The 13,116-nt window shown below is 67.5% G+C and carries 15 protein-coding genes, 1 tRNA gene and 1 riboswitch; of the genes, 12 read left to right on the top strand and 4 right to left on the bottom strand.

Annotated elements, in window-relative coordinates; all coding sequences use genetic code 11:
- Positions 1-134 precede the first annotated feature (134 nt).
- A tRNA-Ala gene (locus H9634_RS05625) sits at positions 135-207 on the top strand.
- Positions 208-544: 337 nt separating this feature from the next.
- On the opposite strand, the gene H9634_RS05620 is transcribed toward H9634_RS05625, so the two are convergent.
- Genes H9634_RS05620 through H9634_RS05610 form a run of 3 tightly spaced genes read right to left on the bottom strand, consistent with a single transcriptional unit; the run spans position 545 to position 1,839 of the window.
- The gene (locus H9634_RS05620; protein WP_191725755.1) at positions 545-979 is read right to left on the bottom strand and encodes a DUF1801 domain-containing protein; all 435 of its coding nucleotides are present in this window, start codon (positions 977-979) and stop codon (positions 545-547) included.
- On the bottom strand, positions 969-1,394 hold the full coding sequence (locus H9634_RS05615) for a VOC family protein (protein WP_191725754.1): 426 nt from the start codon (positions 1,392-1,394) through the stop codon (positions 969-971). The genes H9634_RS05620 and H9634_RS05615 overlap by 11 nt, the downstream gene beginning before the upstream one ends.
- A 10-nt stretch (positions 1,395-1,404) precedes the next feature.
- Positions 1,405-1,839 carry a helix-turn-helix transcriptional regulator gene (locus H9634_RS05610; protein WP_191725753.1) on the bottom strand — a complete coding sequence of 145 codons (435 nt, stop codon included), beginning with the start codon at positions 1,837-1,839 and terminating at the stop codon, positions 1,405-1,407.
- 124 nt (positions 1,840-1,963) lie between these two features.
- On the opposite strand from H9634_RS05610, the gene H9634_RS05605 reads away from it, so the two are divergent.
- From H9634_RS05605 to H9634_RS05560, 11 genes are all read left to right on the top strand, one after another.
- On the top strand, positions 1,964-2,710 hold the full coding sequence (locus tag H9634_RS05605) for a GNAT family N-acetyltransferase (protein ID WP_191725752.1): 747 nt from the start codon (positions 1,964-1,966) through the stop codon (positions 2,708-2,710).
- Positions 2,669-2,770, top strand: a riboswitch (TPP riboswitch). It overlaps the preceding gene by 42 nt.
- Positions 2,768-4,027, top strand: coding sequence for a glycine oxidase ThiO (gene thiO, locus H9634_RS05600; protein WP_191725751.1), 1,260 nt, complete (start codon positions 2,768-2,770; stop codon positions 4,025-4,027). It overlaps the preceding riboswitch by 3 nt.
- Positions 4,024-4,302: a sulfur carrier protein ThiS gene (gene thiS / locus H9634_RS05595; protein ID WP_225210646.1), complete on the top strand. Its 279-nt coding sequence runs from the start codon at positions 4,024-4,026 to the stop codon at positions 4,300-4,302. The genes thiO and thiS overlap by 4 nt, the downstream gene beginning before the upstream one ends.
- An 89-nt stretch (positions 4,303-4,391) precedes the next feature.
- A complete protein-coding gene (locus tag H9634_RS05590) occupies positions 4,392-5,147 on the top strand; it encodes a thiazole synthase (protein ID WP_263598796.1) in 756 nt (251 codons plus the stop codon).
- Positions 5,144-6,325 carry a molybdopterin-synthase adenylyltransferase MoeB gene (gene moeB, locus H9634_RS05585; RefSeq protein ID WP_191725750.1) on the top strand — a complete coding sequence of 394 codons (1,182 nt, stop codon included), beginning with the start codon at positions 5,144-5,146 and terminating at the stop codon, positions 6,323-6,325. Before H9634_RS05590 ends, moeB begins: the two co-directional genes overlap by 4 nt.
- Before the next feature lie 255 nt (positions 6,326-6,580).
- Positions 6,581-8,395, top strand: a complete 1,815-nt coding sequence (locus H9634_RS05580) for a sodium:solute symporter family protein (protein ID WP_404801670.1) — start codon at positions 6,581-6,583, stop codon at positions 8,393-8,395.
- A 6-nt stretch (positions 8,396-8,401) separates the two neighbouring features.
- Entirely contained in the window at positions 8,402-8,533 is a 132-nt protein-coding gene (locus H9634_RS14460) for a putative transporter small subunit (protein WP_225210645.1), read from the top strand.
- A gap of 171 nt (positions 8,534-8,704) precedes the next feature.
- Positions 8,705-9,454, top strand: coding sequence for an ABC transporter ATP-binding protein (locus tag H9634_RS05575; RefSeq protein ID WP_191725749.1), 750 nt, complete (start codon positions 8,705-8,707; stop codon positions 9,452-9,454).
- Between the two features lie 10 nt (positions 9,455-9,464).
- Entirely contained in the window at positions 9,465-10,322 is an 858-nt protein-coding gene (locus tag H9634_RS05570; RefSeq protein ID WP_191725748.1) for a hypothetical protein, read from the top strand.
- Positions 10,323-10,331: 9 nt separating this feature from the next.
- The gene (locus H9634_RS05565; protein ID WP_191725747.1) at positions 10,332-11,564 is read left to right on the top strand and encodes a sensor histidine kinase; all 1,233 of its coding nucleotides are present in this window, start codon (positions 10,332-10,334) and stop codon (positions 11,562-11,564) included.
- Entirely contained in the window at positions 11,561-12,226 is a 666-nt protein-coding gene (locus tag H9634_RS05560) for a response regulator (RefSeq protein WP_191725746.1), read from the top strand. Before H9634_RS05565 ends, H9634_RS05560 begins: the two co-directional genes overlap by 4 nt.
- On the opposite strand, the gene panC is transcribed toward H9634_RS05560, so the two are convergent.
- Entirely contained in the window at positions 12,202-13,116 is a 915-nt protein-coding gene (gene panC, locus H9634_RS05555; RefSeq protein ID WP_191725745.1) for a pantoate--beta-alanine ligase, read from the bottom strand. The two genes, H9634_RS05560 and panC, sit on opposite strands and share 25 nt — an antisense overlap.

Below are 13,116 nucleotides of genomic sequence, written 5' to 3'. Positions count from 1 at the left end.
ATCTCGCAAGCGCCCGATACGGCACCCCAGGCGACCCGGCGTCAGCGTTGTGCAGCTCACACCTGCAGGATTTTGCAATTCGGGCGCAGGTGAGTAACATCGATACAGGCGTTCGCGAGAACACCAACCCACACGGGGGTATGGCGCAGTTGGTAGCGCGTCTCCATGGCATGGAGAAGGTCAGGGGTTCGAATCCCCTTACCTCCACGTTGTGAAGTCTCGGGACATCGTTCACTCGATGTCCCGAGATTTCTTTTTGTTTCGGCGCTGATGTGTCGCGTCATCGTTCCGGGCCCGTCACCTCAGTTTCCGGGCGTGCGATGGCTCACCTCGAATCTGATTCCATCGGACGGGCCCGAGGTTTTGGGGTGTCGTGCGTGGCGACCGGGTGTTGCTCGCCAAACAGGCCTGCACGGCCTTGTCGTGTTGACGAACGATGACATGAATCCAGGAATATGAGAATCCCGGGCCATCGTTTCCTGATGTCCCGGGATCCTCTGTACGCACGCCGCTGCCGGCAGTGGTTCGCGACGTCCAACGATCGTCAGCTCGGTGGTGGCGCCGCCTTCTGCACGAGTTCGGCCACACGCGTTCGAACGGTATCCGTCAGGGCCGGGATCGCGAAATGGGTTGCCCACATGTCCCCGTCGTCAAGCTGCGCGGCACCGTTGAACCCGAGAGTCGAATAGCGGGTGTCGAATTTGCTGGAGAGCTGCAGGAACACAACGACATCGGTGTCGTCGGCGTAGGCCGGCATCCCGTACCACAGCCGCGGGGCCAGGTGAGGCGCCGTCTCGGTCATGATCTGATGGACAGCTGCTGCGATCTGCTTGTCGCCTTCCGGCAGCGCGGCGATCGCCGCGAGCAGTGCCTCCAGGTTCTTCGCCTTCTTGTTCCCGCCCTTCTGCGTGCGCAGTTCGGCCGCGCGCTCCTTCATCGCAGTGAGCTCTGCCTCGGAGAAGCCGCTGTCATTCGCCATGGCCGGCCTCCCGGGCCTGGATGCGGACGAGGTTGCCGGCGGGGTCCCGCACCGCACAGTCGCGCAGTCCGTAGACCTGGTCCTTCGGCTCCTGCACGACCTCGACGCCAGCCTGCACGAGGCGCTGGAAGAGCCCGTCAAGATCGTCACTGGCGAGGTTGATACCGGCATAGGTGCCCTTGGCCATCATGTCGGCGATGGTCTGCGCCTCCACATCGGTGACCCCGGGGTCGCATACCGGCGGCTGCAGGACGACGTGGGTGTCCGGCTGACCGGCAGCGCCGAGGGTGATCCACCGCATCGCGCCCTCACCGACATCGAGACGCACATCGAAGCCGAGCACATCGCGGTAGAAGCGCAGGGACGCTTCCGGATCTGTGTGCGGCAGGAAACTGGAATGAATGCTCAGTGTCATAAGCACAAGGCTACGGAGCCGAGAACGGCTGCGCTTCTCGATTCCTGACCGGTCTCGTAATCGTCCGGACGACACAAGCCGGAAGCTGCAGCAGGTCCGCCCTTGCTGCTTTTCGGTACGCTGTCGGGGAGACATCGACGAGTTCGGTGAATCGCGTGCTGAACGTCCCCAGCGAGGAGAAGCCGACGCTCATGCAGACATCCGTCACACTCAGCTCGGAATGGCGCAGCAGCGCCATCGCGCGTTCGATCCGCCGTGTCATGAGGTAGGAGTACACGGATTCTCCGAAAGCCGCATTGAACCTCCGTGACAGGTGTCCGGCCGACATGTGGACACCGCGGGCAAGGGAGGGAACGTCGAGAGGCTGGTCGAACTCCCGGTCGATCCGATCCCGGACTCTGCGCAGCAGTACTAGATCCGTCTGAACGCGGGGACCGGCTAACATGGCGCGAGCGTAGCACGCCGGCCAGGCGCGTCTTGATCCGCAAGACACCGGCGTAGGCGACCTGTCCGGATACGCTGGAGCCGGGTGCGATGAGGACTGCAGATGGGAGACGGCGGTGGCGACGATGCTGACACGGACGGCGAGTGCCGAGGGTGTGCTTGAGATCGTACGGCTCGATCCCGCTGACTGGGACGCCCACCGTCAGGTGCGCCTGCGGATGCTCGCCGATGCGCCCGAAGCGTTCTGGGGCACCTACGAGGAGGCCGCGCAGCTGCGTGCGGCTGACTGGCAGGCCCAGCTGAGCGGCGCACGCATCGTGCTCCACGCCCGCCACCGGGAACAGCCGGCAGACGGTGAGACCACCGCAGCCGAGGTGCCGGTCGGGTGTCTGGTGCTCCAGCCGGAGGGCTACACACCGGAGCTGCCGCTGGCCGCAGACGAGGCGATCCTCACGAAGATCTGGGTGGATCCGGCCGCGCGCGGCAGGGGAGTGTCAGCCCAGCTCGTGCGCTGTGCGGCCCGGATTGCCGAACAGCTCGGCCGCCCGCAGCTGCTCCTCGACGTCGACGACAGCAACACGGCAGCGATCCGGTCCTACGAGCGCCTGGGCTTCCGGGCGACAGGACGCCGAGACGAGCGTACTGCGGCCGGTACGCACTGGGTCGAATACACTGCCCACACCTCGCAGCTGCGCTTAGATGAGACTGCATCGCCACGCGGCTGGCCACCGCAGCACCGCCAGCCACGGCAGAACCGCTGGGCACCGCCATGCGGACGGCGCCTGCAGATCTGCTTTCGTGTCGTTAGACTGTCTGCATCGATCACTGCTGATCGATCCTGCGGGAGCCCGGGAAGGGCTGAGAGGGCTTAAGCGCCGACCGCTGAACCTGATGCGGTTGACACCGCCGGAGGAAAGGACGCCAGCGCTATGCCCGTGCCAGCAGATCAGGCACACCCTCTCACAGCAGACGTTGCGATCGTCGGCGGCGGCATCATCGGCCTTGCCACAGCGTGGAGGCTGACCCGCGCCGGTCTCAGCGCAATCGTCATCGATCCCAGCCCGGGAAGCGGTGCCAGCCTCTCCGCCGCAGGGATGATCGCTCCGGTCTCTGAGATGAGCTATCAGCACGGCCGGCTCTTCGCTCTCATGCGCGACTCCGCTGCCGAATACCCGACATTCGTCGCAGCCCTCGAAGCAGACGCCCAGACCGACGTCGGGTACCGCGAAACCGAAACACTCGTCTGCGCCGCTGACCCGGCAGATCGCCAGATGCTGGCCGATCTGCAGCACTACCAGCAGGCAGCCGGCGGAGAGGTCGAAGCGCTCACGAGCCGGGCCGCCCGGCGACTCGAACCAGCGCTGAGCCCGTCGCTGTCCGGGGCTTTCCACTCAGCCGGGGACCACCAGGTCAACCCGCGACGCATCACCGCCGCCCTGCAGACCGTACTGCCGGCGATCATCCGGCGCACCGCCGTCGAACTCATCGAGACGGAGAGCAGCAGCGGAACTGCCGTGACCGGAGTCCGCCTCGACGACGGCAGAACCATCACTGCCCCGGTCACCGTGCTCGCCACGGGAATGACGCCGACGCGCGCGCCGCTGCCAGACGACGTCCCACTGCCGCTGCGCCCGATCCGCGGGGAGGTGCTGCGCACCCGCCTGCCCTCCGGCCTCCCGCCGCTGCTCGAGCACACGATCCGCGGCATCGTCACCGGCAGACCGATCTACCTTGTGCCGCGGGCCGACGGTGAGATCGTCATCGGCGCGACCAGCCGCGAAGACAACCGTGAGGGTCCCAGCGTCGAAGGCGTCTCCCAGCTGCTGCGCGACGCTCAGCGCCTGGTGCCGGGCATCGGCGAGTGCGAACTGACAGAAGTCACTGCTCGGGCCCGGCCCGGCACCCACGACGACGCCCCCTACCTCGGCACCGTGGGCACCGCTGGCCGTGGCCCGATCAGCGGTCTCATCGTCGCCAACGGCTTCTACCGACATGGCATCCTGCTCACCCCGCTCGCCTCAAGGCTGGCTGCCCAGCTCGTGCTGCGCGAGCTCGACCCGCCGACCGTGCCCGAAAGCACAGACCATCCTGCGACCGCAGACACCGACCACCACCATCTGCAGACGATGAACCCGCGCCGCATCGCTCATCCCGCTGCAGAGAATCAGCCACAAGGAGGAAGACCATGACAGCGAACCACAGCCCCACGACCCCGACGGAATCAGAGGTGACAGTCACCATCAATGGAGAGACCCGCACCCTACCGGCCGGCACAACGCTGCGCGAGACCATCTCCGAGACCACCGGCCGCCAGCTTCACGCAGACGGCACCGCCGTCGACGGTCAGCGCCTCGGCATCGCCGTCGCCGTCGACGCGACCGTGATACCGCGCAGCCGCTGGTCGGCCACCTGGCTGCGCGATGGCCAGAACGTCGAGATCATCACCGCGATGCAGGGAGGGTGACGCCGGTGACACATCCAACCGCGAACACACATCCACATGCGCTGCCGCCGCTGCGCATCGACGGCGTCGACCTGCACTCCCGCCTCATCATGGGCACCGGGGGCCTGAGCTCCCTGAGCGTCCTCGAAGACGCGCTCATCGCCTCGGGGACAGAGCTGACCACCGTCGCCATGCGCCGCTACACCCCGCAGACCGGTGACAGCCTGTTCACCCTGCTGGAGCGCAACGACATCCGCATCCTGCCCAACACCGCCGGCTGCTACACCGCCCGCGATGCCGTGCTCACAGCCGAACTCGGCCGCGAAGCGCTCGAGACCGACTGGGTCAAACTCGAGCTCATCGCCGATGAGGACACGCTGCTGCCCGATGTCGTCGAACTCGTCGACACCACCGAGCAGCTCGCCACCCGCGGCTTCACCGTCTTCGCCTACACCTCAGACGACCCAGCCGTCGCCCGCCGCCTCGAAGACGCCGGAGCCGCTGCAGTCATGCCGCTGGGCGCCCCGATCGGTTCAGGCCTGGGCATCCTCAATCCGCACAACATCGAACTCATCTGCGCTCGCGCCCGCGTGCCGATCATCCTCGACGCCGGCATCGGCACCGCTTCGGAGGCCGCCCTGGCGATGGAGCTCGGCTGCGACGCTGTGCTGCTCGCCTCCGCTGTCACCCGCGCCCAGGACCCCGTTGCGATGGCCACAGCGATGCGCCACGCCGTCATCGCCGGCGGACTCGCCGCCCATGCCGGGCGCATTCCGGCCCGCCGGCACGCCACCGCCAGTTCACCGCAGGAGGGCATCATGGCCCCGCTCGCAGCTGCCGCACCGGTCGCTGAGGCGATCTCATGAGCGGCATCGGACCGCTTGCTGTCTCTGCAGATGGGCTGACCCAGGCTGAAGCACAGCGGGCCAGCCGCCACCTGAGCCTGCCGGGTTTCGGACGTGAGGCACAGCTGCGCCTCAAGACCGCCAGGGTGCTCGTCATCGGCGCCGGCGGGCTCGGCTCCCCGGTGCTGCTCTACCTCGCCGCGGCCGGCGTCGGCGCCATCGGCATCGTCGACGACGACACCGTCGAGGTCACCAACCTGCAGCGCCAGGTCATCCACACCACTGCCGACCTCGGACGGCCCAAAGCGGCGTCTGCAGCGGAGAAGATCACCAACCTCAACCCGCATGTGCGCGTCGAGACGCATATCGAACGCCTGCACCCCGACAATGCCGCAGGGCTGGTCGACGGCTGGGATGTCGTCATCGACGGCACCGACAACTTCGCCACCCGCTATGTCGCCTCCGATGCCTGCACGCTGGCCGGCGTGCCGTGCGTGTGGGGCTCGATCCTGCGCTTCAACGGCCAGGTCAGCGTGTTCTGGTCCGGCCACGGTCCCACCTATCGCGACCTCCATCCCGAACCTCCGCCTGCCGGGGAGGTCCCCAGCTGCGCTGAAGGCGGCGTGCTCGGCGTGCTGCCGGGCACCATCGGCTCGGTCATGGCGACCGAAGCGATCAAGCTGCTGACCGGCATCGGAAAGCCGCTGCTCGGCCGGGTGCTGCTCTTCGATGCACTGTCGATGACCTGGCGCGAACTCACCCTGGCGCCAGACCCTGACGCAGCTGAGGTCACGACGATCGGTGAGCCCACCGCCGAGGCGAGCTGCGAGGCGGTGCCGGCCACCGCCTCGGGCGCGGGGGAGTCCATCACGGCCCGTGAGCTCGCCGACCGACTGGGAGAGGGCACTGTCGTGGCCGTCGACGTGCGGGAAACGTGGGAGCGGGAGATCGCCGTCATTCCGCGGTCTGTGAGCGTTCCGCTCGGTGAGATCGAACAGCGCGGCTGGCAGGCGCTGCCACAGACCGGAGCCGCAGCGACGTACGTGTTCTGCTGCAAATCCGGGGTCCGCTCCCAGCAGGCGATCGACATCCTGCGCACGCGCGCCGAAGGCGAGCCACCGCATCCGGGACTGATGAATCTCGCCGGCGGAATCGATGCGTGGGCAGACACGGTCGATGCGCAGATGGCCCGCTACTGAGGGCGGCCGACAGGGGAGAGCGCACGGTTCTTTCCTACCGCGGCTTGCCCTACGCGCATAAGGGAAGGAGCGGAATCGAAACTCCGCTGTCAGCGGTTCCTGATTCGAAACTCAGCATTCTTTGTGCTTACATCGAAAAGGTGCCGATGCCCGTCAGAGGGTATCGGCACTGGTCTGCGGCGAGACGCTGAGTACCCCACCGTGCGCACGGCTCGGTGCAGACACCGTCCTGTCCGCCTGCGAAACGGAGATTCTGTGCCGCCTTCTTCTGACACTTCACACCTTGTCCAACTCGGCTTCCCCGGCCTCGTGCTGCTGCTCGTGCTCTTCTACGGCGGCACGATGCTCATGTCGGTCGCGATATCGAAGCGGAAGGAGAACGCGGACGATTACATGACCGCCGGCAACCGGATCGGCTTCGGCATCTCCGCAGCATCGATGACCGCCACTTGGATCTGGGCTTCCTCGATGTACGCCTCGGTGACGGCCGGCTACACCTACGGCGTCTCCGGGCCGATCCATTACGGCCTGTGGGGTGCGCTCATGATCCTGTTCATCTACCCCTTCGGCAAGCGCATCCGTGCCGTCGCCCCGCGCGCCCACACCCTGGCTGAGGTGATGTACGCCCGTCACGGACGCTCCTCCCAGCTCATGCTCGCCGGATCGAATGTGCTCGGCTCCGTCATCTCGCTGACGTCGAACTTCATCGCCGGCGGGGCGATCATCTCGCTGCTCTCGCCCATCAGCTTCGGAGGGGGCATCGTCATCGTCGCCGCGGGCGTGCTGCTGTACACACTGTGGTCGGGTTTCCGCGCCTCGGTGCTGACTGACTTCGCGCAGGTGTGCGCAATGCTCGGTGCGGCTGTCATCATCATCCCCGTCGTGTTCTTCGCAGCCGGCGGACCGGAGATGTTCGAAGCCGGACGCGCTGCCGGCAACGTCACCCCGGCACAGGAGAGCTTCTTCTCCTCGGAGGCCTTCATGCAGCAGGGAGCGCCCTATATCGCAGCCGTGCTCGCCTACGCGATCGGCAACCAGACGATCGCCCAGCGGCTCTTCGCGGTACGGCAGGACCTCATCAAACCGACCTTCGTCACCGCGACGATCGGCTACGGCTCTTCGGTGATCGGCATCGGCATGATCGGCGTCATGGCACTGTATCTCGGCGTTCAGCCGCTGGATGGAGACGTCAACAACCTGCTGCCGCAGATGACCGCCAGCTACCTGCCGGCGATCCTCGTCGCCGTCGCCTTCGTCATGATCATCGGCTCCCTGTCCTCAACAGCCGACTCCGATCTCTCCGCGCTCAGCTCGATTGTCATGACCGACATCTACGGCCAGTCCGTCGGCCGGCGCAAGGCCGACCCGCGGACCATGCTGCTCATCGGACGGGCGACGATGATCATCGCCACCGGTGCCGCACTGTACTTCGCCACCGCCCGGTTCAACATCCTCGACCTGCTCGTCTTCGTCGGGGCCCTCTGGGGCTGCCTCGTCTTCCCGGTCATCGCATCGTTCTACTGGAAGAAAGTCACCAACCGCGCCTTCACCGTCTCCGTGCTCGCTGCGCTTGCGGTGTTCATCCCGGTGCGTTTCGAACTGGTGCCGCTCACCGGGGTGTGGGCGCTGGCGGTCGAAGCGCTGGCGATCATCGGCGTCGGCGTGGTGCTCGGCATCATGGCCTTCGGCTTCTTCGGGCTGCGACCGGCGGTCATCGTCGGTGCAGCTGCCACCGTGGCCACCGGTCTCGTCGGATTCGACTTCCTGCGCGAATACACCGTGCTCTCTGCATCGCTGGTCGCCTACGCGGTGTCGTTCCTCGTCTGCTGGGCGATGTCGGTGCGCTCGCACCAGGACTTCGACTTCGACGTCATCCAGCAGATCACCGGCGACTTCGACCCCACCGATGACGGCGCTGCGGACACCGACTTCGATGCCGAACTCCGCACACTCGATGCAGCCGACGGCCCTGCGCCGCACGCTGATGAACCCGACCGTGCTGACAGTGCCGAGCGGGCTGACCACGCCGGCTCGCGGGCGACTCCGAACACCCCTGATGAGAGGAAGTGACATCTGATGTTCATCACCATCCTGACCCTGTACACGCTCATGTGGCCGGTGCTCGTCGCCGGCGTGCTGTACTTCATCGTGCGCGGCTTCATCGCCGACATCCGCGCCGCACGGCGCAACGACGACATGGTCATCTGAGACCTCATCGACGTGGTCATCTGAGACCCCGATCCCGGCACCGCTGACAGGGCGGACGGCAGACAGCACAGACTGCTGCCGTCCGCCCTGCGTGCTTAGTCCTTGCGGACCAATGACAGTTCCGTCCTCAGCCAGACGCGGCGGTGTGCATGCCTGAACAAGCATGGAGGCATGAACACAGCACAGAAGAATCCAGCCACCGACGTCACGAATCCAGCCATCGACGTGCGCGACCTCGTCTATCGCCGCGGCGGGCGCACGATCCTCGACCACGTCAGCTTCCGCGCCGAACCTGGTGACGTACTCGCCCTCATCGGCCCCAACGGCTCCGGGAAGTCCTCCACCCTGCGCTGCCTGCTCGGGCTCGCCCGCCCCGCCTCCGGCACCGTCGACATCAACGGCGCCTCCTACCGGCAGCACGGCACCGCATCCGGAGTCGGCGTCGCCCTCGACAACTCCGGCTTCAACCCGCACCACCGCGGCCGCGACGCCCTGCGCATTCGCGCCGCAGCCATGGGCCTGCGCGGTGAACCTGCCCGCAGCGCCATCAGCCGTGCCCTGTCGATCGTCGGAATGACCGAGGTGGCAGGACAGCGCATCGGCCGCTACTCCTACGGCATGCGCCAGCGCCTCGGTCTCGCCGGTGCGCTGCTGGGCAGCCCGCGCACCCTCGTCCTCGACGAGCCGAGCAACGGACTCGACCCGGCAGGCATCCGCTGGCTGCGCGAATTCATCACCGACTTCGCAGCGCTCGGCGGCACGGTGCTCGTCACCAGCCACAACCTCAGCGAGATGACCCGCAGCGCCACCCGCTTCGCCGTCATCGACAACGGCCGCATCACCTCGGCCCCGGCTGCCGGAGAGATCGACGACCTCGAAGCGCACTTCTTCGCCCACACAAGCCAGACCGCAGCGCACTGAAAGGCAGAACATGTTCAGCGAACTCCTCAAACTCCGATACAACCGATCAACCACGATGCTGGCCGCAGCCGCGGCATTCGCAGTGCTGCTCGCCGGCATCGTCATGCTTCTCATCGACCCGCTGCTCGACGCGCTCATCGGGCTCAATGACACCATCCCGAATGCGACCAACGCCGATTCCCTCGATCCCGCCACACGAGCGGCGCTGCAGCCGGACAGCCCCGGCATCATCTGGCTGCTTGCCAACATCACCGCCAGCAGCGGAGGCGATCTGGGCGTGCCGATCTGGTGCGCACTCATCATCGGCGCCGTCGCAGCCACCTGGGAGTACCGGACCGGAGCGATCATCCCGACGACGCTCGCCGAATCCCGCCCGTGGCGAGTCGTGGCCCACAAGACGGCAGCCGTCGGCGCGGCCGTCACCGCAGGCTCGCTCGCACTCGTGGCGATCTCGGCCGGCCTGCTGGTGACCGCCCGCCAGGTCCACGACGCCACCCTGCCGGCTTGGCCGGATCTCCTCGGCAACTGGCTGATCGGCGCCGTAGGGCTCGGCCTGGTCGCCATGCTCGGCACGCTCATCGGCTTCCTCATCCGGTCGCAGCTGTGGACGATCATCGCCATCGTCGCCGCCGGGCTGCTCGAGACCGGTCTGCGCCAGCTGAGCACCCTGTTCTCCGGTGACATCACCGTCGCACAGCTGCTGCCCTTCGGCCTGCCGGCAGACGCGCTGCACAGCGAGGCGATCCTCGGGATCGAGGCCCAGGGGCTGGGCGCCGGTGCGGCTCTCATCGTGCTGGCCGGCTGGGTGCTCGTCGCCGCAGCAGCAGCGGTCCTGACTGTCAGCCGGCGCGAACCGGCGATTGGCTAGGATCGGGCCATGCGCGCAATGGACCGGAATCTCCTCGTCGATGCCGCCATAGCCGTGCTCTCGGCAGCGACGGTGCTCATCACCGTCGCTGTCGAACCGCTCGTGCTCAGCACGGCCGGCCCGCGCCCTGCCGCGATCGCCGTGCTGCTCACGGCGACAGTCGCAGCGCTCAGCGGTTATCTGCTGCGCTTCCGGATCGGCATCGGCTGGTCCTTCGCCGCCGTTGCCGGCATCTACCTGCTCCACCTCGCACTCGCCGGGGAGGCGCCGGCAGGTGTGGTGCCTGTCCTCTTCGCCATCACGGTCAGTCTGTGCCGGCGCGTGACGCCGCGCGCCTCAGCACTGACAGTCGCTGTCTTCGTACTGGTCAACATCGTCCTGCAGCTCGCCCGCGGGGTGTGGCCAGCCGACGCTGAGCGCCTCGGACTGGAGACCTCGGCGGCGGTTGTGCTGCCGCTGCTCGTCTTCAACCTCGTCGCCAACTCCGCTGTGCCGGCAGCCGCCGGCTGGTGGCTGCGGACGAACGATGCGCGCGTGCAGGCACAGGCTGAGCTCGTCGAGATGACGCGGCAGAGCCGCGATCTGGCCGTCGCCGAGGCGGTCCTCACCGAGCGGGGGCGCATGGCCCGAGAGCTGCACGATGTGGCCGCGCACCATCTCACCGCCGTTGCCGTCAGCGCTCGCGCGCTCGAGCGCATCGATGATGCGACCATGGCAGCTCGGCTGCGCGCTCAGCTGCTGTGCGACGCTGATCAGGCGATGGAGAGCATCAACGACGTCATCACCGTGCTGCGGGAACCGGCACCGCCCGGTGGTGATGGCGAGAGAGCCCCGGTCGCATCAGTGCAGCATCTGACACAGCTGTTCGATCAGGTCAGGCAGCGCGGCGCCGTGACCGTGGGAGACGTGCACCTGGATGCTGTCGACGAGTCGCTGCCGCGCAGCACGTCTCATGCGGTCTTCCGCATCGTGCAGGAGGCGCTGACGAACGCCGAGCGCCACGCGCCCGGTTCCACGGTGACGGCGGCGGTCACCGCCGACGCCGCCGCCGGCCAGCTTGAGATCCTCGTGCGCTGCACTGCCGGCACAGCGCAGACGGCAGGCATCGACGGCACCGGCACCGGCCTGCGCGGCATGCGCGAGCGCGCCGAACTGCTCGGTGGGACGCTGAGCGCCCAGCCGAGCAGCAACGGCTTCACCGTGCGCGCCCGTCTGCCGCTGACCCGGAAGGAGCAGGCATGATCCGCGTCGTGATCGCCGATGATCAGCCTGTCATCCGCACCGGATTCTCCGTCATCGCAGAGTCCGCCGGGGACATCGAGGTCATCGGGCAGGCCGGTTCCGGTCCCGAGGCGGTGGAGCTGGTGCGGACGCTGGCCCCTGACGTGGTGCTCATGGACGTGCGGATGCCTGACGGTGACGGGCTGACAGCCACCGCGCAGCTGCAGGACACCGACACCGCGGTCGTCATCGTCACGACCTTCGATCTGGACGACTACGTCTTCGGAGCCCTCGACGCCGGTGCGGTCGGCTTCCTGCTCAAGAACGCCGACGCAGATGACCTCATCGAAGCGATCCGCGCCGCCGCCCGCGGCGAGGGGCTCGTCGGCCCTGAGGTGACGCGGCGCATCGCCGCCGAATTCGCCCGGCGCCGACCGCATCCGGCAAGCGGCGGCAGCGGCGACGGTCGGACACAGCTCCCCGGGCCCGAGGTGCTCTCAGAGCGGGAGCGCGAGATCGTCACCGCGCTGGCCGAAGGGCTGTCGAACGCGGAGATCGCCGCCCGGCTGCACATCGAGGTCTCAACGGTGAAGTCCCATCTCGCCCGGATATCCCCGCGGCTCGGGGTGCGCGATCGGGTGCAGCTGGTCGTGTGGGCCTACCGCAGCGGCCTAGTGCGCTGAGAGGTGCCCGAGGTCGGCGCGCCGGGGTCGATGTGCAGATTGTCGATCAGCCGGACACTGCCGACGTAGGCGGCGATGAGCGCGAGGGCCGGCAGCTCGGTCGTCGCCTCCAGCGTCGCCGGGTCGACGACCTCCAGATAGTCGAGCGTGACATCCGGGGTGCTGTGCACCTGCCGTCTCAGCCCTTCGAGATCCCAGTCGCGGCCGGCGCGGGCGCGTTCCCGCAGCGCGAAGAGCGCTTTCGACAGCGCCAGCGCCGCTTCCTCCTGCTCGCTGCTCAGCAGCAGGTTTCTGCTCGACATCGCCAGCCCGGCAGGCGTGCGCTGCGTGGGCACCGGCTCGATGGTGACCGGGAAATTCATGTCGGCGACCATCCGCTTGACGATCATCACCTGCTGGGCGTCCTTCTCACCGAAGTACGCGTGCAGACGGGCCGGTCCCGGCGGATCGAAGATGTTGAACAGCTTCGCCACCACCGTGGCCACCCCGTCGAAGTGACTCGGCCGCGAGGCACCCTCCAAGGTGGTGCCCATCCGGCCGGAGGACACCCGGATGATCGGCGCGTCGGGGTAGCCGGGGTACATCTCCTCGACCTCCGGGGCGAAGACGATGTCGACACCGGCCTCCTGCATCGTCTGGCAGTCCCCGGCCAGATCGCGCGGATACCGCTCAAGGTCGAGCGGCGACTCGAACTGCAGCGGATTGATGAACAACGAGGCGACCACCACCTCGTGCGCGGCCCGGGCGGCCTGCATGAGGGCGGCATGCCCGCCGTGCAGCGCGCCCATCGTGGGGATGAGCCCGACGGAGGTGGCGTCGCGGTCGCGGATGAGTTCGGCCATCTCCGAGCGCAGCTCGGCGACAGTGCGGGTGATGATGAGCTCGGCCAT

It is taken from the genome of Brevibacterium gallinarum (assembly GCF_014836885.1).
GTDB lineage: Bacteria > Actinomycetota > Actinomycetes > Actinomycetales > Brevibacteriaceae > Brevibacterium > Brevibacterium gallinarum.
This window is presented reverse-complemented; position numbering and strand designations above follow the sequence as displayed.

Bases quoted from the DNA above. Each gene is read 5' to 3' on its own strand.
- H9634_RS05605 (WP_191725752.1), top strand. From the start codon at position 1,964: ATGCTGACACGGACGGCGAGTGCCGAGGGTGTGCTTGAGATCGTACGG.
- H9634_RS05620 (WP_191725755.1), bottom strand. From the start codon at position 979: ATGGCGAATGACAGCGGCTTCTCCGAGGCAGAGCTCACTGCGATGAAG.
- H9634_RS05615 (WP_191725754.1), bottom strand. From the start codon at position 1,394: ATGACACTGAGCATTCATTCCAGTTTCCTGCCGCACACAGATCCGGAA.
- H9634_RS05560 (WP_191725746.1), top strand. From the start codon at position 11,561: ATGATCCGCGTCGTGATCGCCGATGATCAGCCTGTCATCCGCACCGGA.
- thiO (WP_191725751.1), top strand. From the start codon at position 2,768: ATGCCCGTGCCAGCAGATCAGGCACACCCTCTCACAGCAGACGTTGCG.
- thiS (WP_225210646.1), top strand. From the start codon at position 4,024: ATGACAGCGAACCACAGCCCCACGACCCCGACGGAATCAGAGGTGACA.
- H9634_RS05575 (WP_191725749.1), top strand. From the start codon at position 8,705: ATGAACACAGCACAGAAGAATCCAGCCACCGACGTCACGAATCCAGCC.
- moeB (WP_191725750.1), top strand. From the start codon at position 5,144: ATGAGCGGCATCGGACCGCTTGCTGTCTCTGCAGATGGGCTGACCCAG.
- H9634_RS05590 (WP_263598796.1), top strand. From the start codon at position 4,392: ATGGGCACCGGGGGCCTGAGCTCCCTGAGCGTCCTCGAAGACGCGCTC.
- panC (WP_191725745.1), bottom strand. From the start codon at position 13,116: ATGGCCGAGCTCATCATCACCCGCACTGTCGCCGAGCTGCGCTCGGAG.
- H9634_RS05610 (WP_191725753.1), bottom strand. From the start codon at position 1,839: ATGTTAGCCGGTCCCCGCGTTCAGACGGATCTAGTACTGCTGCGCAGA.
- H9634_RS05570 (WP_191725748.1), top strand. From the start codon at position 9,465: ATGTTCAGCGAACTCCTCAAACTCCGATACAACCGATCAACCACGATG.
- H9634_RS05565 (WP_191725747.1), top strand. From the start codon at position 10,332: ATGCGCGCAATGGACCGGAATCTCCTCGTCGATGCCGCCATAGCCGTG.
- H9634_RS14460 (WP_225210645.1), top strand. From the start codon at position 8,402: ATGTTCATCACCATCCTGACCCTGTACACGCTCATGTGGCCGGTGCTC.